The 22,822-nt window shown below is 39.5% G+C and carries 15 protein-coding genes; 8 read left to right on the top strand and 7 right to left on the bottom strand.

What is annotated here, in order from left to right; translation table 11 throughout:
* The first annotated feature begins 48 nt into the window (after nt 1-48).
* Nucleotides 49-627 carry a hypothetical protein gene (locus N473_RS22850; RefSeq protein ID WP_063369955.1) on the top strand — a complete coding sequence of 193 codons (579 nt, stop codon included), beginning with the start codon at nt 49-51 and terminating at the stop codon, nt 625-627.
* A 131-nt stretch (nt 628-758) separates the two neighbouring features.
* Here N473_RS22850 and N473_RS22845 read toward each other — a convergent pair whose 3' ends face one another.
* Nucleotides 759-4,757: a response regulator gene (locus N473_RS22845; protein WP_063369954.1), complete on the bottom strand. Its 3,999-nt coding sequence runs from the start codon at nt 4,755-4,757 to the stop codon at nt 759-761.
* 285 nt (nt 4,758-5,042) lie between these two features.
* Here N473_RS22845 and N473_RS22840 point away from each other — a divergent pair, with 285 nt between their 5' ends.
* From N473_RS22840 to N473_RS22820, 5 genes are all read left to right on the top strand, one after another.
* Nucleotides 5,043-6,617: a hypothetical protein gene (locus N473_RS22840; RefSeq protein WP_063369953.1), complete on the top strand. Its 1,575-nt coding sequence runs from the start codon at nt 5,043-5,045 to the stop codon at nt 6,615-6,617.
* Between the two features lie 873 nt (nt 6,618-7,490).
* Nucleotides 7,491-7,772: a helix-turn-helix domain-containing protein gene (locus N473_RS22835; protein ID WP_063369952.1), complete on the top strand. Its 282-nt coding sequence runs from the start codon at nt 7,491-7,493 to the stop codon at nt 7,770-7,772.
* Between the two features lie 20 nt (nt 7,773-7,792).
* Nucleotides 7,793-8,368, top strand: coding sequence for a hypothetical protein (locus tag N473_RS22830; protein ID WP_063369951.1), 576 nt, complete (start codon nt 7,793-7,795; stop codon nt 8,366-8,368).
* A gap of 364 nt (nt 8,369-8,732) precedes the next feature.
* Nucleotides 8,733-9,014 (top strand): hypothetical protein, encoded by a 282-nt coding sequence (locus tag N473_RS22825; protein WP_063369950.1) that lies wholly within the window; start codon nt 8,733-8,735, stop codon nt 9,012-9,014.
* Between the two features lie 452 nt (nt 9,015-9,466).
* Nucleotides 9,467-10,054, top strand: coding sequence for a hypothetical protein (locus tag N473_RS22820; RefSeq protein WP_063369949.1), 588 nt, complete (start codon nt 9,467-9,469; stop codon nt 10,052-10,054).
* Nucleotides 10,055-10,066: 12 nt separating this feature from the next.
* Here N473_RS22820 and N473_RS22815 read toward each other — a convergent pair whose 3' ends face one another.
* Nucleotides 10,067-10,777 (bottom strand): substrate-binding periplasmic protein, encoded by a 711-nt coding sequence (locus N473_RS22815; RefSeq protein ID WP_063369948.1) that lies wholly within the window; start codon nt 10,775-10,777, stop codon nt 10,067-10,069.
* A gap of 148 nt (nt 10,778-10,925) precedes the next feature.
* Nucleotides 10,926-12,428, bottom strand: coding sequence for a DUF3612 domain-containing protein (locus tag N473_RS22810; protein WP_063369947.1), 1,503 nt, complete (start codon nt 12,426-12,428; stop codon nt 10,926-10,928).
* A gap of 266 nt (nt 12,429-12,694) precedes the next feature.
* Here N473_RS22810 and N473_RS22805 point away from each other — a divergent pair, with 266 nt between their 5' ends.
* Nucleotides 12,695-13,180: a malate synthase gene (locus N473_RS22805; protein ID WP_039609169.1), complete on the top strand. Its 486-nt coding sequence runs from the start codon at nt 12,695-12,697 to the stop codon at nt 13,178-13,180.
* A gap of 247 nt (nt 13,181-13,427) precedes the next feature.
* Nucleotides 13,428-15,554, top strand: a complete 2,127-nt coding sequence (locus N473_RS22800) for a cation:dicarboxylate symporter family transporter (protein ID WP_196766465.1) — start codon at nt 13,428-13,430, stop codon at nt 15,552-15,554.
* A 65-nt stretch (nt 15,555-15,619) separates the two neighbouring features.
* Here N473_RS22800 and N473_RS22795 read toward each other — a convergent pair whose 3' ends face one another.
* The 4 genes from N473_RS22795 to N473_RS22780 form a co-directional block, all read right to left on the bottom strand.
* A complete protein-coding gene (locus N473_RS22795) occupies nt 15,620-16,000 on the bottom strand; it encodes a DUF1294 domain-containing protein (protein ID WP_063369945.1) in 381 nt (126 codons plus the stop codon).
* Nucleotides 16,001-16,039: 39 nt separating this feature from the next.
* On the bottom strand, nt 16,040-18,217 hold the full coding sequence (locus N473_RS22790; RefSeq protein WP_081221375.1) for an exonuclease domain-containing protein: 2,178 nt from the start codon (nt 18,215-18,217) through the stop codon (nt 16,040-16,042).
* A gap of 67 nt (nt 18,218-18,284) precedes the next feature.
* Nucleotides 18,285-21,575 (bottom strand): PAS domain-containing hybrid sensor histidine kinase/response regulator, encoded by a 3,291-nt coding sequence (locus N473_RS22785; RefSeq protein ID WP_231099624.1) that lies wholly within the window; start codon nt 21,573-21,575, stop codon nt 18,285-18,287.
* A gap of 26 nt (nt 21,576-21,601) precedes the next feature.
* On the bottom strand, nt 21,602-22,819 hold the full coding sequence (locus N473_RS22780) for an ABC transporter substrate-binding protein (protein WP_063369942.1): 1,218 nt from the start codon (nt 22,817-22,819) through the stop codon (nt 21,602-21,604).
* Nucleotides 22,820-22,822: the final 3 nt, after the last annotated feature.

Below are 22,822 nucleotides of genomic sequence, written 5' to 3'. Positions count from 1 at the left end.
ATATTCAATTACAGCTTATAAAAAGCACCATAAGCACATAAAAAGCATATGAGAACCACCTTTTTAATTGCATTAAGCGTTGTAGCTATTTTAGCTTTTTTTATACAGTTAAAAACTCCATTTATCGTAACCCCTTTATACATAATGCTTTTATGCACTTCCCTCTTTGCAGGGCAAGTACTAAAAGATATAAATATCTTTCATATATCTTTGTTTTTGCTCACTATCAATTCTCTAAACTATATAATTTTCATATCAGGGCTTATAGACTTAACAGCAGTAGATAATGACTACCTGAGTCAAGGTACTTTCGTTTTCGGTGCACAGCTATTAGTCAACTTTATCGCATTTTGTATTTTTATTTTCAGGGTACAGGTGTCTAGAGCTCTTTCTCGCTCAAAAAATATCAAGCTCACATATTTTGATGCTTTATACCACTGGTACTTTCTTTTTCTTATGGCGGTTTGTTTTTTAGCCTTACTAGAAAATTATCTGAGAAATGCTTTTCATTTAAACTTTACTTTTATTTACGATACATTTGAAATACTGCACTACCTTCCTTGGTCTTTAACCTGTGGTTCTCTATTAGCAATGATCATTTATTCAATAAAAGAAAAAAATAATTAAGAAGCTCTTACCCGCTTTAATCCAAAAACCAACACCAAATCAAAGTAATATAAAGATTTCCCTCCTCTAGCCACACAGATTAACAGCGTTATCTTAGGGGAAAAACAAGACCTTATTTTCTAAGGTGAAGGCTAAACTGCTTTAGTGGGCTTATGCTTTTCTCTTTGCTTTTGAACATAGCTTTTTGCAGTCAAGCCGTAGTGCTTTTTAAAGCATGCACTGAAATAAGAAGAAGAATTAAAACCTACCATGTCAGCAACCTCTGCAACACTTTTACCATGTAATAGCGGGGTGATTGATTGATATAAACGATAATTCCTCAAATATTCATTGGCGCCCATTGACATCACAGCCGTCAACTTTCGATGCAGCTGACGTTCACTTAGCGCCATCTCTTTGGCAAGTTCAGGGACCCCGATATCTGGATCTTGATAGCATTTATGGATCACACCGTCTAACTTATCAAGAAAGTCATAAATATGAGGTTCATCTTTAAAACTCAATTTAGGCAGCATGGGTAAATCATCGGCAGCGCCTTTAGCTGGCTTCTCAATACGTGCATGCCATTTTGCCATGCTCGCTGCATGGTGAATAAACACATTACGTACTTTTAATTCTAAAGCCTGAACACTAAAAGGCTTGGTAATGTAATCATCAGCCTGACGACTCAACCCCTCCAACTCCTTTTGTTCATTTAAATTCGCAGTCAACAGGATCACTGGAATATGTGCTGTTAGAGGTTCCTGCTTCACCATACTTAGCAAGCCAAACCCATCTAGCTTCGGCATCATCACATCTGAGATGATGAGATCTGGCAGTAGTTCTTTTGCCATTTTAGCCCCTTGCATACCATCAGAAGCCAACTCGACCTTATAATCTGCACTGAACACACTTTGGAGTAAAGTCAGCATGTCAGGCGTATCGTCAACAATCAACAGTGTTTTATCACTGATATCATGCAACTTATTGGGTTGTTCTTTGTTTAACGGGGGGTGATTAACACTAGAGACCATATCAAACGTTAGACTGAACTCACTGCCATTACCTAATTCAGAATACACTTCTACAGCGCCATTTAGCTCATCCACTACCGACTTTACAACACTTAAGCCAATGCCCAAGCCTACATTTTGCATACGGCCATTCTCGGTCCGATATTCAGGAGAAAAGATGGCTTTTTGTTCAGCAGCTTCTATGCCTATACCAAAGTCTTTAACACGCAATCTACACTTTGATTGAGGTAATGATGACAGCGACTCAAGATTGAACACAACTTCACCACCATGGTGACTGTATTTAACTGCGTTACTTAGCAAATTGCTCACACATTGCTCAAGCTGATCAGGCCTTGCATGCACATAAATATGCTGCTCTATGCTCACAGTCAATTTAATACCTCGCTGCGCAGCGACGGGTTGAAAAGCCGCAACTTGCTCTTCACAAATTTGGGACAAACTAAAACTCGTAATTGGCACGTGCGCCTGTTCTAATGCCAATGAGGACGCTTGATTTAAATTAGAAACCTGCATGAGTTGTTGAATCAACACTTTAAGGCGTTTGGCATTACTAACGACAATATTTGCCATTTTACTGCGTTCATCAGAGTGCTGTAATTTTATTAATTGCTCTGCGGGCCCTTGGATCAAGGAAACAGGTGTCATCAACTCATGTGACAACGTCCTCAATAAGGCTGAGCGCTGTGCTTGTGCATCCGCCAATGCTTCTGTTTTTTCAATCAGCAGTTTATTTTGTATACTAATTTCTTGAGTTTGAGCCGCAACCTCTCTCTCCAGTGCAATTTGAATGCGTCTCAGGGTTTTAATACGGGCTCGGTATAAAATAAATAATATAAACAATGACAACAAACCATAAGAACAAAACGCCCATATAGTTAAGTACCAAGGTGTTTGAACCACAAAAGAGAAACGCCCAATATTATCTGACCAGTTGCCGTCACTATCGGTACTTTTTAACAATAAGGTGTATTTTCCATGGGCGAGCTTTGGGATCATGAGCACTCGGCTCTTACCCAGTTCAACCCAAGTATCTGCCACCCCCTCAAGTTTGTACTTAAACTGCTGCTTAGACGCGCTTGAAAAGTTTGTATTAGCCAAAACAAATCGGATACTGGCGTGATCATATGGCAAAACAGGAAGGTTTATCTGATTAAAGTAGCTTTGAGTCTTGCCATCCGTAAACGTCAATTCAAATTCACTGACTTTGGGTGATGCATCTGCGAAATCCAACTTTTCTGGGTAAAAGATACTCAATCCATCAGGCGCAGCAAACACAATTTTACGATTTAAAGCATCACCTGCGCCGCCTAAATACCCTTGAGGATACAAGCCATCCCCCTTATCAAAATGGCGTACCAGTGTGTTTTTATCTTCTCGAGACCACCCCATTAATCCATGGCTACTGGCAAACCATGTAAAACCAGTATCATCAAAAGCAATACTTGTGTCTGTTAGACTTTTAATTTTGTCTGGTAATGTAATCCAAGACTGTGCATTTAAATCAAACACTCGTAGGTCAATATCAGTTTGGATGAATAAAAGTCCTTGGGGACTCACAAATAACCCATATACCGCTGTGGTAATATCATTAGCCAGTGATGTATTTATTCTAAACTGCCCAGACTGCACATCAAAAGCCTGCAACCCCTTGGATGTTGCAACCCACAAGGTATCTCCATGTAGTACAAGACTGTGCACCTCATCACTCTTCAATGGAGAATTACCGGTATGAAACCGCTCTACTTCTCTGGTAACTGCATTCAAACGAGTCAACCCATCAAAGCTGTGAGAAAACCACACCGAGTGGTCATTGTTTGATGCAATCGCATAGATCGAATCTGGTATTTGATAACTTGATAGGTCAAATCGCCGAACCACGTTCAAAGTCTTTGGTTCAATTTGAACAATACTTTGATACAAACTGACCCATAAAAGGCCATTTTCAGATTGCGCGATTGCTTGCGCTGATAAGTCATGGGTGTCTAAACACGCCTCGAAGATTCCTTCTAATGAATAACGGCAAAGGCCAGCGAGTTGATCGGCAAACCAAATCGCCTCTTTCGTCATTAAAATATCGTTAATTTCATATTGGCCTGTTTCACTTGGGTGAGTGAAATACTGGTTATTCACCGCGTTATGATTTGCTGAGCTAAAAGTCACGCCTTCACTAAAACTACCATATGCAGTGATTTGCTCATCCTGATATAAAGACAATAAGGGAGGTAACCCTAGATTACTCTCAACCGCGCCATCATTTAAAGTCAAAAGGCCAGTATTGAGTGACGCGGCCAAAAACTGCTTTTTATCTTTGTGTAAATCAAAAACATAACCGACAGTATCAAACTCATTTTCATCTATGTATTGCATTGATACTTGCGCTGTTTCTGAGCTGTACGTTGCTAACCCTTTTCCATGAATCGCAAGCCAGATTTCCCCATCACTCAAGCGCCAAACTCTATCTGCAAATACAGTTTCCCCTGCCTCATTTTGTAAATATTGCACTGTTAATGTGGATAAATTGACGCGCATAACACCATTTTCGGTGGCTAATAAAAGCTCATTGGTGTCCGTTTCTGTCAAAGATAATATATGAGGAATGATATGCTTTTCATTCAATGTCAAAATCACGGGCTTTAATTCGTTTTCACTATACCGAAACAGCCCGGTACTTGTGCCAACCCAAATAATGCCGAGTTGAGACTCCATCACACTGTAAGCATTCAGCTGACTGTCTTGTCCTTTAGGTGTGAGAGGTTCAAAACGTTCACTAAAAGGTGCCAGTAACTCAAGCCCTTGCTTGCCTGCCACCCAAAGGCGGTTATTTTTATCGAACAGTAAATCACGAACTTTCAGAGACAAGCTTAACTGTGGCGTTGTATGCGCTGAAAAACGTTTGACATACATGCCATCAAATCGAGCAATCCCCTGCTCTGTGGCCAACCACATATAACCTAAATGATCACGTTCGATATCAAATACCCGATTACTCGGTAATCCATCACCCACACCCAGCACATTTGCCAAACTGGGCTCAGCACTGCCGTTGTTGCTAAAAATTGCAACAAAAATAAGGAAGTAGCTTACAAAAAATGTGGATGATAAATTATGAATCATGTTATTAGGCTGTTGTTATATTTGCTTATTTTTATATTTCTAGTTGAAATTCATTGTACCCATTTGACACAATAGCAACAACCTAATAATTATGAAACTTTTCAGTTAACTTATCTTTTAGGCAGAAAATTGCGCTTTTTTGTCTGTTTTTAACTACCGAGTTTAGGCCAAGATTACTTAAAATCTTTTACATCAAATTCGCTTTGCAAATTTCAAACACTGCATAGCAGTATTAGAACAACTATCGAAGCAGTAACTTATAAACCTGCGTATTAAGGAACATGCATGTTTAAAACTCAATTAAAAACACTCACCCTGGCTATTTTATGTGGTTCTCTATTTACCGGTTGTGGTGGTAAAGGTGGCACCAAATCGCCTTCTATTGACCTGAATAATAAAAATACAAACACAACCCCTGCTCAAAATAATGGACAGACTGGTTCTCAAAACCCGGATACTGGAAACAGTTCTGACTCGAAAGATAATGCAGATTCAACGCCTCCTGTAGACACAGATCAAAACCGATACGCGAGAAGAGGACGTGTTATTGATGGTTACGTAAAAGGCGCAACCGTATGGCTAGACCTTAACAGCAATGCTAAAAAAGATGAAAACGAACCTTTTGCAATTTCTACCGACAAAGGTAGCTATGAGCTTGAACTAACTGAAGATCAAGCTCTGTGTGCCGCTTATGCTCCAACTTATGTAGATGTGCCAGTCGGTGCCATTGATGAGGACTTAGGTGAAGTCACAAAAGCATATCAAATGGTGTTACCTCCTTCTTTCACCACACCTGATGATGAGGAATTGCAACACATCACCCCGTTAACCACAGTATTATGGCAATCACTTTATAAAACAGATGAATTTAAAGACGCCACATGTGCACAAGTCATCGCTGACAACAAACTTAGAAGCCAACTACAGATTGTTTTAAGCGAGAGCATCAGACAAGTTGTTACTCATTTTAACATCTCTGAAGAACAACTATTTAGTGATTACATTGAAAGTGGCGATGAAAGCCTGAAAAAATTGGCAGAAAGTATTGTAAAAGGTTTGCAAGCCAGCGTTGAAAAGTATCTTACACTTGCAAAAGAATATCTTGATGCCCATGAAATCCGCGTGCTTCACTATAAAGATACCCCACCTGCACAACCACAAAGTGAAGAGCTTGTCTGGTATAGAAGTATTCATATTTCTAATAAAAACCATCAAACAATTGTGGATGAAACCGTACGAATGGACGAAAACTTAGAAGAGGTTTTATTTGTGCATTACGACCGAAAAATCACAACTCAACCTTGGGGCGATGGCCACCAATATAGTAGACATGTGGACATGGTCAAAAACACATCTGAAGATTTAGGTTATTGTCACCATTCAGAAATTCTAGATATTCATATTGGTGACATTACTTACAGGCTTGATAACTATAAATCCGTTGACCGAGCTTCTCATGACGAAATGTGTGATGGCAAAGTTGATTTTAGTGACGCACCATATCGAGGGCTGTCAGTTAGTTATGACAAAGGTAATGTTCACTACTACACCTCAATTACGCAAGATAAAGAATCGAAAAACGACCTAGCAGACTGGGTTAACCTAGCAGATAAGCCAAACCTGCTAGATATATTGGTGTTAACTTATTATTTTGTTCAATCAGGCCACGAGTTTGACAAAGATATCACCATTCCTTTTTACTCATGGGAAAAACGTATTACCGATGATTCTGGCGACAACCGGGTTACAACCTATAAATATAGCGATGGAACATGGAAGCGCGATACTTACCGAGATGACGGCACCTATATCACGCATTGCAGTATCGATGGTGAAACGTGGGAAGCGTGTGTGAACTAACATGCTCCCTGTACAATAAATAGTTGTTAGTTATCTTAAAACCTCCCTATAAACGGTGCAAACTCTGCCTGAATTGCACCGTTTTTTGTTTAACGCGGCATATCAAGACTCTCTAAATTTACAATACCTACTCGTAAGTCTTGCAAATAGTCACCACTTTTACTTACCAAGTACTTAGAGGTGGTGTATCAAGCTCTAAATACTGCGTCAGCATACAGCTACATTAAGTACGCTTTACATGCCTTTTCATAAAGGCCCTAAGCGGAACTCACTTCTACAACACTGAACTATAATACGATTTGTGGGACACAAGCTACGTCAAAATACTATTTTCAGCTCCTCACAAACTCCTAATATTAGACAAACCTGACTTACAAAGACTTCAATCTCAGTGCAAAGATAAATACGACATCGCTAAACGTTTTGTTGCCACTAGTCTATTAGCATTAGAGGTATAGCAGCATTTAAACACTATTTATAAAATAAAACCAAGCCAATTAATGCATTAATCGCATCAGATATAATAACACCCCTTTGAAAACATAAATAAAATTACAATACATTCAAAATAAAATCGTAAAAAACCTTCAACACACACCAACACTTTGGCGTTAACCTTACCAAAATAAAAAATAAATTTTTTACCTCCCAAAGTTTACATTTTATTTATCAAAAAACCTTGATATCATCATAAACACAAAATGAAAAATTTAATAAGGAACAGGTGGCAATATCATATAAGATCTATTTATTTATTCTTGATATCATGATTATATTAATATAAGTATTTAACCACCTCTAAATGCTTGCAATGGCAGGGTTTTTAGTGATAACTTTTGTTAAATTTGTTATCAAAAGGTAATGTTGGGACATATGAAATTGAGAATTCGACAACTAGGACTGTTTAATGGCTTATGGGGAGAAGCTGCCAAGTCGATAAGATCGATGCGTAAGGATGCCGGCTTCACTCAAAGCCAGTTAGGACAAAAGCTAATTCCCGCGGTGGATCAGGCGACTATATCTAATTGGGAAACAGGCAAAACACCTGTGCCCTTAACAAGTTATTTTTTAATTTGTTTTATATGTGGGTTTAGTCCAGAAGAAAAGACAAAGCAATTACTCGATAGTCAGCAGCCAGAAAATAAAAGAAACTAGAGAGGATAAGAATACACCTAATGTTTGCTTATGAAAATTTCACGGTATTATATGATGCCATAATGTATATGCTAGTTCCTATATATATAATATCGTTAATCATCGCCTGGAAAAGCATTAATGCAAGATATTTGATTAGTGTAATATTAATCGTTGAAGTTTTTGATGCTTTAACTTATGGCTTCGCATTTAGCTTGAAGAACAACTATTATCTCTGGGCTATTTTTGTAAGCCTGCTATTTATTGTTCCTGTGTTAGGAAGGAGGCTGATAGCACTAAGTTTAAGTTCTAGATTCAAGTTTTTTGAAAAGGTTCATTCAGATTATAATTTTACTCGGCAAGAAGGCGGACTTATTTTTTTATACGCTCTTGCGATTGTAGTTTGCTTTATGACATTCATAGAGGTATCTCTTTATGCTTCAGGAGTAATAACGGTGCACCCAATTAGAGATAATTTTTTCAGCCCTGTGCTATCAGTGATCCACACACTAGAAGCATTTCTAGTACTGAGTATAGCTGTGAAAAATAATGAACGTTTACTGATAAATAGAGCTGGCGAAACAACAAGGTTTTCTGCCCTTAATAAGAACACATAGCTCTATATCGGTCATCATTTGTTTTTATTATTCTAAAACAGAGTATTTCAATCTCAACGTATAAAGAACCCAAAGTGAATGCATAAACTACTTTTTAAATAGGAATATGAAGTTATAAGCAAATAAAATACTACTTTAAACAAGAGGAATAATATGAAAATTATTGTAAAAAAAATTAAAGAGCTTTCACTAAAAGATGCAAAAAATGTTCGTGGCGCTGCTGGAACTGGGCCGGGCACTCCAGAGCCAGAAAAGCCAGAATAAACATCCAAGATTAATTGTGAGTGTTAGGAAATTGCATTAGTGGTATGTGATATCTACCTAAAATTTCCATAACACTTGCAATGAAATTTTATGTTTCCATATGAATTTTAACACAGTGATTGACAAAGCAATAAAGTCGTTTTGGCTAGAAATATCTATAGTCACTAAGTCAATGCGCCTAGACTCAGGGCTGAATCAATGTGAGTTAGGTAAAAAGCTAACCCCTTCCCTAAGCAAATCTACTATTTCAGCCCGGGAAGAAGGAAAAAAACCAATTCCAGCTCACCAGTTTTTAATGTTCTGTTTTATATGTGGCTTTGCTTTTGAAAAGATAAATAAGCAAGAGTTAGAAAATCAGCATCAATATCCAGATAAAAAGTAGGATAGGTACTCAATTGTTACCTAAAGAATCTTTAACTCATGCTATGGTAAATACATTATTTTTTCACTATTCCAATTACTTTTATCGACCAGCCCCCCTCTCTAAAAGCACTCGTTGCGCATGACCACTTATTCAACAGCAATTTTCAGGTCATATCAATAGATAAGAAATAGACAAACCAATTGCAAAACTTCTTAATTGATTAAGCAACCTTAATAACACATTACGATACTGTATGTGATGTAAGGCTTTACATACACGAGAATGGTTAAATTAAAAATGACAACATTAAAATCAGTAAAAAAGAATTAATTTATATGTTAACCTTAGTTAAATTGTTATTTGGTATTATTTTATAGTCGATTCATCTTATTAAAGATCCATTACAAAAAAGAACATTATAAACTAAGTAACAACATGTATCCGCCCGTAATCTCGAAAGGCCAATACTCTTGCTAGAAGCGTTTTCCATAAAATCTATTTATCATGCAATTAACTTTATCAGTTTTCCGGTAATGCTCATTGCTTTACTGGTTAGCTGGAAAAGTATCAATACGCGATGTCTATTATTAATCCTAGCAACTATAGAGCTAATCGATACTATTACTGCAGAAATAGCATTTCATTGGGGAAGCTATTATTATTTGTGGGCTTTTTTAAATTGTTGGGTATATGCGTATGCTGTCTTTGGACGACGCTCTATTGTAAAACGTTTCCAAAAGTACAGTCAGTTTTGTAAAGATGTCTATGAAAACTTTTATTTCACTAAACAAGAAGGTGCATTACTTTTCATATACTTCTCATATATGATCGTCACTTTTATAGCTTTAATTGAATTAAGTTTCTTTTACCTTGATCTAATAGGCTCTGTTCCTTACCTTAGACATGCATTTAGCCCTTTGTTAACATTCTTCTGCCTATTAGAATCTATTGTGATTCTATGGTTAGCAACTCGAACAGTGCCTATTGATGAGCACGTACTGGCAATAAAACATGCCCGAAAAATGCAAAAAAACAACCATTTCAACAAGCGTGAGTAATATTCAATTACTTTACTCTACATCATAATCCCGCTTGTGTGCTTGAATAATTTCCTTAATACGCTGGCTGTTTTTAATGATAGCCAAATTGAGCTTCTGAAGTTGCTTCTCTGTTAACATTCCAGGGCGGAGCATATAGTGAATAGAGTTTTCATAAATGCGGATTGCGGTGGGTTTTATTGTGTCTTTGTACTCTGGCCTTTGTAATAAATATGTACCGGTTAAAGCGTCTTCTATCGCATATTCAACACGCTTCTTGTTGATTAAATTAAAACGTTCATGAGCAAAATTTGTTTCAACGACACAGTCTCCGCACATGCGTCTAAAGTCGGCAAAGGGTTTCCCATATACACTTCCACGGCTGACTGCTACAAGATTATTTCCAAAATTCTCTAGTAAGTCAGATGACGTCATCTTAGTAAGGCTCAATATGCTTTGTTGATTGTGTTTATGTGTAAACAATAACATCAGCTCCTGTCGATATGGAATGCTGAATTCAGCATACTTTCGTCTAGACTGGGTAAAGCTAGCAGCTGGGATTAAATCAACTTGGTTCTCTTGAAACTGTTTGAATGCTCGGCTAGAAGAAGGTAGCTCAACATATTGCCAGCAAAACCCCGCATCTCTTAAAATCAATTCTACGATTTCAACTTCAAGCCCAACATAGTGTGAACCAATGCGTTCAGAATAAGGTGGCCAGTTACCGCTGGTACTGACTCGCAAGGTTTCCTCGCAGCTTTTCTGCGCAGCACTTGATCCACTAACGAATATAACGAGCGAAAAAAAACACGCCCACGCGTCATGTCTTTTAATTAACGACCTACTCAATATTACCTATGCCTCAAAAAAACTTTTAATTATATTATAAGCATTAACTGGCTTCATAACAGCTAGGCTGTCTTGGACAAGCAGTACCCCGAGTACAAATCACTCTGACATCGTTATTAATACCTCGCTCTATCCAGTTAATATTCAGTATTTTTGCTACACTCATTAACTGTTTTTTTAGGTGCCACGGTACCACACTGGCCCCCCCTTGTTTTATGCATAATGCTTGCAGTTCTTGCACAACTTCATCGGCACTGTCCCCTTGTGCATCAATGGCTGGATTCAGGTCTATACCCGCACATAAAACATGTGCGTTTTCTACCAAGTCATTTACTTTGAGTGATTCACAGCAGTATAAATGTGGCTTTCCATTAACGTTTAGAATTGATAATTGTGCACTAGACTGTTCCGTTTGCGCTACAAACTTTCTAAACACCGCCCAATGCTGGCAAGGATCTTCAACACTGCGCATATTTCCCCAAGGCAGTGGGATCCCATTACCTCGATATACAGCTTTCAGCTTACCTGGTAAGTAAGCGTCAAAGTAGTGCCAATGCGGATAAGGAGAGACTACTGTCATGCGCCGCATTGCAACCGACGGAGAAATATTTAAGTGCTGATGAATGTCAATTTCATAACCATATGAATCTAATAATTGACGGTAAGCCACTTTTGGGCAAAGGAGTGCTCCAGCAAAGAAACTTGATTCAAAGTCATGCCAAGCCGTCAAAATATCTTGCGCATTGGGTGTCGTATCGGTAGCAGGCAAAACAGCCGTATTAAACCCACCTGTACGCAAAACACAGCGTAGGCCTTCTAGTTCATGTAGAACACTGTGACCAATATGCACGGCTAAATCATACTTCAGTCTTGCTGGGTTTTTCTCCAACGATCGATTAATGTGCACAATATTCGGCTCACTAAAGTAGGAAGTGATTAAGTGGTTAAACACATGGCCGCTGTCATCCATCACTTCATTGGGCACCTTATCAAACCATTTAACCACTAAGCCGTGTTTTTTAAGTAACATTAATAATGCTTCAACGCTTAGATATAAATTTTTCCCACCTACTTCATCTGCAGCACGTTCTAGGTCGGGAAAATGATTCTGATGATGCTCCTGGTGAGCACGGATCAGTAAATGTGCAAACTGACGTCCGCTGATCCCAGTTTGAGAAAGCATTTCTGGTATCGCAATTTGTAAAATGTCATTTGAAAATAGAAAGTTGGGCTCAAGCGCCATGCCCTCTATCCCGCCAGAGCGCCCTTTTTGTGGCGTAATGTCATCAGGCTCAGGATCTGTATCTAAAAACCAAGAAAGCGGCTTTTGAAACACCTCTGCAAAGTTATCTAACATGCCACTACTTGGCGTGCGCTTTCCCCGCTCAATCATCGATAAGTATGACACCGATGGTGCTGTATGCGGGTCAACTCTGATACAACGAGCGGACAAATCTTCCAACGTTAAATGGTTACGCTTTCGGAGGTTACGGATTTTGGTACCGAGAAAGTGAGACTTCCGCATCAATTCTGACGATTTTTTCATTTTTAATACCAATCCTTCTAATTTAAGCGACTTTCATCAATGTTCGCGACCGTTTTTGAACATGTGCATGATATAAAAGAGCATAAACTCGACCATTTTACAACAAGAGGTCAGACCAGACTTTGTAAAATTTACACTGTAAAATTCTTTTTGTGAAATTTATTGATATTTTTTTATACACTGAAATTGTAGTCAATTAATCAGCGTTCGTTATGAGACAACCATAACGTCACAACAATTTAATTTCGGTAACTGGGGATACATCAATGAAAGCACAACTTCAAACAACACCACCACTAAGCGAAGAATGCCAAAAACTTATCATCGCGAAGCAATTTTTAGATCAACACTGCCCGCTTGAGTTTGGTTCTCATACTCAAGTAAATGCTTACGTTGTCTACTACAATCACCTAATGGTGTTTTTTGAGGATGGTCAACATTGCGGATTGAAAAACACAAAGCAATTTGTTGCGCTCTGTGGGCATAAAGAAGAGCCTACGACTATTTTGCTGCAAAAGGACGACGGTTTACACATTGAGTTGAGTTTTAATATTGCAGGGGAAAATGGAAAGTACGACAAAGCTCATATAAACGACGTACAGTACGAAACGCCTTTCAGCTCGATTGATACACAAAACCGCCAACACACTAAACTCTGGATGAGCTTTATTGATGGTGTTCAGCATACTTTACTCGATGAATCTCGATGCAAATGTTACCGCAGCAAAAATGGCGAAGATTACGAAATTTAACAACCATCTCAAAATTCCAGATTTTTTTCTTCTTGAATTTTTATTCTGGCCGCACATTGAAACGCGGCCATATGTGAATACTTACTCGCACCAAATCTATATTTTATCAACGCTTAATTCCCTACTGCTTTATTTCATTTCATGCATTCAGATTAATTTCAGCTAACCTCAATATAATCGCGCACCTATTTAACTGCGGCGGGTAACAATGAATAGAGTATTCGATTTGATAAAGAACATGAACTGGATGCTGTGGGCACTGATCCTCGGTATTGCAACAGGGCTTATTTTTGGCGAACGCGTAGCATTTTTAAAGCCTATTGGCGAAGGCTTTGTCAGCTTAATGCAAATCACTATCTTCCCTTATATTGTTGTCAGCCTCGTCGTTGGCCTAGGGAAATTTAGCCCAGATCAAGTCAAGACAGTGCTCGCCAAGGCGGCCATTACCATGCTCGCGCTCTGGGTAATAGGTCTTGCTGTAATTTGGTGCTTTACTTTAACTCTGCCAAGTCATGATGCTGGCACCTTCTTTTCTCCAGCGCTCGTAGCACAAGCACCCGAAGTTAATTTTGTTCAACAGTATATTCCCTCTAACCCTTTCGCATCGATGGCTGAGGGCAATGTACCTGCATTGGTAATATTTTGTATCGCGCTCGGTCTTGCCCTCATTTCAAACGGCAGAAAAAACCAGCTGCTTGATGTACTTGAAGTTGTCGGGCAAGGTTTGACTGTTATGTCAAAAAAAGTGATTAAATTTTTCCCAATCGGTATTTTCTCAATGACTGCAAGTACCGCAGGTACCATCGGCCAAGAAGAGCTCAGCAATCTGCAAATTTATTTGGTGCTGGTTATTTGCCTAGGTTTTTACCTGATGTTTGCGTTACTGCCGATGTTGGTTGCAGCCTTGACGCCAGTAAAATACCGTGACTTAATCAAGGTAATGCGTAATGCATGGATAACCGCATTCAGTACCGGCAACGTGTTTATCGTACTGCCAGTTATTACTGAAGGGATCAAAGCACACTTACAAAAAATTAAACGCAGCGATGAAGAGTCTGATCATATTGCCGAAGTCTTGGTGCCTATCGCGTACACCTTCCCAAGCCTCGGTAAATTAACAACTTTAATGTTTGTCACCTTTGCAGCATGGTTGACCGGGAGCCCTATTTCGTTAGAACAAATTCCAAATGTTACCCTCTCTGCAATGCTTAGCTATTTCGCGAATGTGCACATCGCCATCCCCTACATGCTGGATAGCTTAAAGATCCCCGCTGATAGTTATCAGTTGTATTTATCTATGTCCGTATTGACTGCTAAGGTCGTCTCCCCGACGACTGTTGTGTATATTTTCGCAGTAACTTTGCTGTGTATTTTCTACAATAAAAAGCAATTACACTTAAAACGCATTCGCTCTGTGTACTACCTGACATTGCTTTCAGTATGCTTACCGGCCTTTATGGTCTTAAGTTTTGCGACCAACAATTACTTAGCCAAAAGTACCAAAGGTGCCGATGATGTAATTGCAAACATGGTGGTTTCAGATCAAGTGCCTAGCGATGTATTAAACCATGTACCTAAAGCCTACCAGAGCGGCGAACTGTCATTGACTAACATAGATATTATTAAAAAACGAAACCTACTGCGGGTAGGGTATTTAGTAGATAATGTGCCGTTCAGTTATTTTAATCAAAAAGATGAACTCGTTGGCTTTGACATTGGGCTTGCGCATAAACTTGCATCTGATTTACAAGTAAAAGTTGAGTTTATTCCTTTTAAAAAGCACCAACTGGCCGAGTACTTAAACAAAGGCTATTTTGACATTGCCATGTCAGGTCTAGAGATGAGTGTTGTAGACTTGAGTAGTGTGCGCTTCACCAACCCTGTCATGGAATTACAACTGGCATTGGTTGCAAAAGATCATAGGCTCAAAGAGCTCGCATCAAAAGAGCAGCTATTAAATAAAGACAAGCTCAACCTTGCCCATGTTGAATACCAGCCACTTATGCATGATGTCGCGAAAAAATATGAGCAAATTCAGGTTACACAACTTGGTAATCACCAGTCATTTTTTGAACAAAGCAGTGACTTTGATGCCCTCGTTATCAGTGCTGAAGCAGGGTTTGCATGGAGCATGTTTCACCCTGAATATGGCGTTGTTGTACCAAAAGGGGCTGAGTTAAAATACCCTGTTGGATTCGCTGTTGCAAAACGTAATGTCGATATTCTGAACTATGTAAATACATGGCTATCCATCCAACAAAGTAAGGGGTCAATACAGAGTAATTACGATTACTGGATTTTAGGTAAAGGCACACAGGTTAAAGAGCACCGATGGTCACTCCTTGATGAACTTTCCGAAGAGCTCAACCAGTAATAAAATACAACGCCAGTTTATACTGGCGTTGTAACCTCCCTATTTAAGCACCATGCAAAAACATGCTACATATAAACTTTTACAAACCCGATTGCACTTGCACTCAATTGCAACAAAATTGCAAATAGCAATTTAAGCTGAAATGACCATTTAACGGTTTTATGCTGAGTAAAGTGCATAGTGAGGTGAGTAGTACAGTGCAATGCCAACACAGATAACAAGATCAATGTTTTTTCTGATACCCTTTGCTTGTTGTTCTGCGCATATGACTTGTCTTTATAAAATGCTAGATACATTATGCCGTTAGTCAGTACCAGTACCGTTGACACAGTGATAAGTAGAACAATATTGTGATCAACCACGGGGATCGTCAACATAGCAAGCGCCACCAAAGACACAGCTACACAGCACTTACTCACATGAATAATAAAAGTATTAAATAGCATAACGATGCCCTTTTATGCTATTGACCGAATTAAAAGTGATCATCGCTCCGCATCCTGCTCTTTTTCCTTATCGCCACCCATCAGTCTTTTTTCATTAATGAGATTAAACAACTCCACAGTCGCCATTGCATCGTTGAGCGCTCTATGATGACCTTGAAGCGGTATATTTAAATCTTGGCAAATTTTGCCAAGAGAGTACGAGGCATGACCAGGGATCCACTTGCGTCCCAATTGCACTGTACATAACTTAGCGCGTTTAAAATACCGCTCTAACCTTGCAAACTCAGCTTTTATAAAGCCAAAATCAAAATTCACATTATGTGCAACAAAAATAGCGTCTTTACTAAACGCATCAATATCATCAATGACCTCACTAAATATCGGCGCGCCATTAACCATTTCATTATCAATGCCTGTCAATTCGGTGATATAACGCGGGATCCGCCTTTGAGGATTAATTAGACTGTGCCATTTCTCGACAATTTGGCCATTCACAACCTTTATCATGGCAATTTCAGTGATTTTATCATGCTCTTTTTTTCCACCCGTCGTTTCTATATCGACGATGACATAGGGTTGCGCGGGCTGCACTTGCCACTGCACTGTTTGTATTGCCACATCAAAACCAGATTCAACCAATTTTTTTATGGTGATCAATTGATTGCGACGTAAGCTATCTCCTGGCGCTTTAACCTCGATAAACTTAACGCCATTTTGGCATATCATTAAATCCGGATACCCGTCTTTCAACCCATTAAAATCTTTACTCATTGCTCGCAAGTGTTTACACACCGCGTCAATAGGTGCGTATTTAGCAAACTCAAACAGTTGCGCCAGTCCATCAGGGTGCCAATACATCAAGCGATTATGAGATCCAAACTTTTCAGACGCCTGCTTAACCAACCAATTTAACAACTGTGCATTATCACAAAAAGCGTTTAAACGCTGCTCTATCTCAGATTCAAATACTTGATAAAACGAGTTATCTTTTATGCACTTGGGTGTACGCTCAAATTCGTTAGAAAATGCATTTCGGGGGTCCTCAAACAACTCATACCAAAAGCTTAAACAAAATAACGAGCGCCATAGTCTATTTTCACAATGATAAGCTGTGGTGCCCGAACGTCCAAACAGTTCGACAAGTCCCTGCTCTACATAACCAACATACGCTTCATCCAGCGCAAGCGGCTCGCCGCTGTCTCTCAGCATATCCGTTAATAATGAGGTTCGAGTTTGTGTAAACTTCAGTCGGTAAAAGTCTTCAGCAAAGAAGAGTAATTTTTCATCGCCAGGCGCATCTAACAGTTGCTCAATCAAATTTTTGCACCGCTGATGATCACCTTTGCTGTAAAGTAAGCGAATGTATTTCTCTTGCGCTTTAGGGTGAGCACTCAAAGTCAGCAATGATTCACTCAATGCGGCATGACCATCAGCCACCATATTTGCCAATTTATGACATAAGTGATCATATTTTATCTGTGCCAGCTGACCTACAGGTTTAGGATACTCACCCGCTGAGACACATTTAGCCAATTTGAGCACAGATTCTGGCGCTAATTCTTTTAAATCGAAGCATAAATTACAATATAAATAGGCACTGAGCGCTTCTTCTTGATGTTCAAAATGCGCATTTCCCTGTTCTCTGTCGTTTTGCGTATGCATAACTCCAAGATCTCGCATTGAGAATTGAGGTAATCCGCCGCCTAACCTGCCAAAAAATAAAAACAAAAAATAAGCCAAATCAGACTTAAATGGAGATGAAAAATAGGGCTGTAATATCTCTGATGATGGCTCAAGGTTATCTAACTGAGCCAGAATATAATCGAGCCAAAGCGCCTTTTTGGCTGATTTAACTGGCGTGTCCGATAAGGCATGTGCTTTGGCAAGCGCAATCAATTGGGTTTTGTTCAGCTCAGATACTAAACTCGCTAACGCAAGCCTGCTATCTGCATGACATAACCAATCAAAGCGTTTTAATTCAAGGTATGCCTGATTAAAATCTTTAATTTCTTCATAAACAAGTTCATCTGCACATACAAAGTCTCGTTTTCGATTTACTACGCGAACCAACAAACACTGGGCATCTTGGGACAGTGACTTAAACGCATTGATCTTTGCTCGTTGGTCCTCACTCAGTAAATCCCAGCTAGTTTGTGCCAAGTAATCAAGTAGCTCATAAAAATGCGTAAGATAGTATTTTTCTGGCAGTGTTTTCAAAACCCAAGCCTGTATATTTAAACAGTACTTAAATATGCCAAATTTCCTGTCATATGGCTATAAATTTTTACTCAGTTACATCAGAGCGCGCGTTTTGTGTACTCAAATGCGCTTTCAAACATTGCAACAAAGTCCCTGGTTGAATTGGTTTTGTTAAATAATCATCCATGCCCGCATCTCGGCATTTCTTCTCATCCCCACTCATTGCGTTCGCTGTTAAAGCGATGATTTTAATGTGCTGATTACTATGGCCTGCCTGCCCTTGACGAATATGCCCTGTCGCTTCATAGCCATCCATTTCAGGCATTTGGCAATCCATGAGCACTAAATCATAAGGCTTTGAATGCTGACAATGACGCAAAGTATTTATTGCTTCTTGACCATTTGTTACGACATCTACAAATTCAATACCTAGCTTTTTCAACATGCTTGTTGTGACAATTTGATTCACATGGTTATCCTCGGCGAGTAATAATCTCGGTTTTGGATCCCATATAACGGGCTCTTGAGCATCACTCTCTTTGAACGATTTTAAATAGTGTGATGTCACTATTGGCTTCGCATTCGCAAGTGCTTCACCATCCTCTCCCACCACAGACAACGCATTATGTAAATCTGTTGTGGTAGCAGGCTTTGGAAAATAACCAGAGAATCCTCGTTTGGCAAAATATGCAGCGTCACCTTGATGGCCCATTGAGGTCATCATAATGAGCTTTATGCTGCTAAGCCTTGGATCTGCCTGCATTTCGGCCCCCAGTTTTGCACCATCCATCACCGGCATCTGCATATCTAATAATGCGATATCGAATAGTGTTTTATTTGGGTCTTTAAGCCTTGTTTCACACTGGGAAAGTGCTTCAATCGCCGATGCGGCCTCCGTCACTGAAGCGCCCCAAATTTCTAATTGCTCACGCAGAACCGTCCGATTTGTTTGATTATCATCAACTATCAGTAACTCTAGTTTGCTAATGTCAAATTTAGGCATTGGCCGATTATTTTGCTCGCCAATATCTAGCGTAATTGAAAAATAGAACTCACTCCCACATCCCTCTTCACTTTTCACGCCAATACTGCCCCCCATCAACTCACACAGCTTTTTAACGATGGACAATCCGAGCCCAGTGCCTCCATATTTACGCGTGGTCGAGGAGTCTACTTGTGAAAACGTCTCAAATAATTTGTGTTGTTTTGACAGCGGTATGCCTATACCGCTGTCGATAATTGAGCAGTCTAATCGTAATTTATCTTGGACTGTGCACAGCTCAGCACGGATTATTATTTCACCTTCATCGGTAAACTTAATGGCGTTACCAACAAGATTTGATAGCACCTGCCGTAAACGACTCGGATCGCCCTTAACAACCGAACTATCTACTTTAACAATATCTAAAATGAGCTCAATACCTTTGCTTTGAGCTTGCAAGGCCGCGGACTCAGAAAAGTCACCAAATAATTCCCTCAAATCAAAATCGAGTAATTCAAGCTCAAGTTTCCCTGCATCTACTTTTGAAAAGTCTAATATATCATTGATTAAATTGAGCAGAGAGTTGGCGCTGTTCATAGCGAGTCGCGCACGGTGCTTTTGCTCATCATCTAATGGGCTATTCATCATCAAATTTAACATGCCCAAAACGCCATTCATTGGCGTACGGATCTCATGGCTCATTGAGGCTAAGAAAGCGCTTTTCGCTTCGCTGGCTTGTTCAGCTTGTACTTTTGCATCGGCCAACGCTTTTTGCTGGCGAATTTGCTCAGTTATATCTTGTAAAATACCCACATAAGCAATCAGCTTTTTATTCTCGTCAAGGACAGGCCCGATGTGCATATTGTTCCAAAATGGCTCACCATCACGACGATAATTGAGTATTTTTTCTCTGTGAGGTTGTTGTAATTTGATTGCTTCGCGGATCGCCTCAACCGCATTCGGGGATGTTTGCTCACCTTGTAAAAAGCGGCAGTTTTTACCAAGTACTGATTCATCATACCCAGTAATGCGTGTGAATGCAGAATTAATAAAGCTCAGTGGCATATCTTTTTTATAGGCGTCTGTGATAACAATACCTACATCACAAGACTCAATGGCATACGCTAACAAATCATTATGCTCTTTGGCCTTTTTCAGCGCTTCTTGGTACATCTTTTGGTCAGTAATATCAGTGAGCGAACCCGACATTCTAATCGCTTTGTTATGCTCATTACGCAGTGCTAAACCTTTTGATCGATAGAAGCGAAAATCTCCGTTAAAATTTCGCATTCTAAACTCAATATCAAATGCCTCGCCACTTTCTAAGTGTGTATTCAACGCACCAAATGTATTGGTTTTATCTTTTGGGTGTACCGCTCTTTCAAGGCTTTCAAAAATATCCGGAAATCCGTTGGTATCATTGCCATCATAGCCTAGCAACTCTCGAAATCTTGGCGAAAAAAACATGCTTCCCTTTTCGATGTCCCAGTCCCATATACCATCATTACTCCCTTTTATTGCCAATTTAAAACGCTCTTCGCTTTTTTGTGTTTCTCTTTGTGAGAGCTGCAGCTGCTTAAAGGGGTTTAGCAATAACTGACGACCGAAGAAAAACAACAATAAAAAGGACAATAGCAAACTGACTACTACTGCTTTTGCAATGGCTAAAATGAACGTATTTACACTGTTTTGAATGATTTGCTGGTCGATGAAAAACTTTATCTCAACATCGGTATCAGGGAGCTGACTTTCAAATAACTGCAAGTAATCAAGTCCAGCCTCTGCATTACTGTACTCAACCCACTGCCCCATTAACTCAACGGCTAGTTCACTTTGACTCATATCAATCGCCAGCAGTGATGCCAAGTCTGTTTTAAACTCAGAGATTAGCACTCCTTCAGTAAACCCGTTGTATTCTATGGGCACTGCTAAAACAAACTGAAATTCTTGCTCTTCATATTTAAGCACCACAGCTTGACCCAGCTCTCCCAATAACATCTGATCAAGCCAAGGTTCGCGGCTAAACTTGCCACTGTATAAAGGAGAGTTAGTAAACACCGGCTCTGATAACACGTTGTATAAATGCAGCGGAACATGTGCCCCAAGTACTTTGTAATCTTTTAAAAAATCAGAGAGTGATGCTCGAGAGATGTCGCTGCCCATAACAGCATTTGACAACATGGGGATCTTGGCCAAGTCCTTTAACAAAATTAAGCGTGTAGATATGAACTGACCAAGGTTACTGACAGCCAGTTTAGCCTCTGTTTGCCGTGCCTGCAGTTGCAGCTCTTTTACCGAACTATCCGCTCTCGTACCAACTAACGACAAACTAATAACAATAGACAGCACTAAACTACACAATAAAAATGCATAAAATGCTCTGTCCGAAGACATACTAAAAACTCTGTTCAGCCAACGAATCATGAATTATCCACCAGCACTTTAGTACTGCCATTCGACTGAAAATATGCCATACATAAGTCATCAATACCCAATGCTTCATGAGCATCAGGGTTTTGAGCACTCCACTTTGAATAAGGGTTTTGATAGGTTTTAATAAGCCCTTTTATAGGTTTATCAATTTGCTCAAGTGCGTTTCTAAATGCCACTCTGTCTTTAGACATATCACCGGTGAGCTCAATTTTATCCATTGCGGCTAAAGCAACTTTTGCAATATCGTAACCGTGGATAAAACCGGTTGGCGCAAAAAGGAAGTCACGCTCTGCAAATTCATCAGCAAACATACGTTTAGCGTTTTTCCAGACTTTATCTGCTTGCTCAGTCAATGGGCGGTGCTGAAAGGAGAAACACGTTTGAATAAAATGCAAATCGATACCGGTTGCCAGATCTACTTTTGCCTGCTCAAAAAAGTTTCCGCCCGTAATGCCCCAGTGGCTAATAATTGGAATTCGTTGCTCCTTTGGATAGTCAGCCATCGCTGAAACCAGCTGCTTGCCTTCAATGGCATTGCCCACAAACAAAATACAGTCGCTGTTTTTTGCGAACATTTCTCTGATGTGAATTTTTGCACTGCTTTCCTTCATACCCCAATCAAACCACGTTACAGTTGCTTCAGGGTTACCCAAAGCTTTACCAATTGATTTGTAATTTGATTTGCCCCAAGGGGTTCTTTCTAACAGTAAATGGGGATTTTTACACTCGCTATGGCGGGCGAACTCAACAAGCTTAATGCCCGCTTTGGTGTCATCCACAGACAAACGAAATACCCAGTTTTCACCTTTATCATATCGTGTGATTGGTCCACCAGCAGCCCACGGCACCAACAACGGAACTTGATTAGTATTAATAAACTCTCGGTATTTTATATAAGGCGGAGAATGTAATCCTCCAAGGACAAACAGTCCAGATGGATCTTTTAAAAAACGTTTAAAATTCAGGAAACTGCGATTGCTGTTACCACGATGGTCACGAGATAACAGCTTAATTTTAAAACCTTGGGTTTGGCTGTCTACTTCTTCTAAAGCGGTCAGAAACCCCATCTTTATCGCTACAGCGGATTGTCGGTGGGTACTATAATCTGAATCATGATAAACATGTATTTCAGGTAAGCTTTTATCTTTCGCAAATAGAGCAGTCGACAAAGCGACACAGAGCACGGCGCAACAGTATTTGAACATAAG

Origin of the sequence: Pseudoalteromonas luteoviolacea CPMOR-1, assembly GCF_001625685.1 — a bacterium.
Classification (GTDB): domain Bacteria; phylum Pseudomonadota; class Gammaproteobacteria; order Enterobacterales; family Alteromonadaceae; genus Pseudoalteromonas; species Pseudoalteromonas luteoviolacea_K.
Note: the sequence above shows the minus strand (reverse complement) of the source record. Positions and strands in the feature narration are given on the sequence as shown.

Coding starts and splice junctions, on each gene's coding strand:
- N473_RS22850 (WP_063369955.1), top strand. CDS start 49: ATGAGAACCACCTTTTTAATTGCATTAAGCGTTGTAGCTATTTTAGCT.
- N473_RS22795 (WP_063369945.1), bottom strand. CDS start 16,000: ATGCTATTTAATACTTTTATTATTCATGTGAGTAAGTGCTGTGTAGCT.
- N473_RS22780 (WP_063369942.1), bottom strand. CDS start 22,819: ATGTTCAAATACTGTTGCGCCGTGCTCTGTGTCGCTTTGTCGACTGCT.
- N473_RS22830 (WP_063369951.1), top strand. CDS start 7,793: ATGTTTGCTTATGAAAATTTCACGGTATTATATGATGCCATAATGTAT.
- N473_RS22805 (WP_039609169.1), top strand. CDS start 12,695: ATGAAAGCACAACTTCAAACAACACCACCACTAAGCGAAGAATGCCAA.
- N473_RS22810 (WP_063369947.1), bottom strand. CDS start 12,428: ATGAAAAAATCGTCAGAATTGATGCGGAAGTCTCACTTTCTCGGTACC.
- N473_RS22845 (WP_063369954.1), bottom strand. CDS start 4,757: ATGATTCATAATTTATCATCCACATTTTTTGTAAGCTACTTCCTTATT.
- N473_RS22785 (WP_231099624.1), bottom strand. CDS start 21,575: ATGTCTTCGGACAGAGCATTTTATGCATTTTTATTGTGTAGTTTAGTG.
- N473_RS22825 (WP_063369950.1), top strand. CDS start 8,733: ATGAATTTTAACACAGTGATTGACAAAGCAATAAAGTCGTTTTGGCTA.
- N473_RS22800 (WP_196766465.1), top strand. CDS start 13,428: ATGCTGTGGGCACTGATCCTCGGTATTGCAACAGGGCTTATTTTTGGC.
- N473_RS22840 (WP_063369953.1), top strand. CDS start 5,043: ATGTTTAAAACTCAATTAAAAACACTCACCCTGGCTATTTTATGTGGT.
- N473_RS22835 (WP_063369952.1), top strand. CDS start 7,491: ATGAAATTGAGAATTCGACAACTAGGACTGTTTAATGGCTTATGGGGA.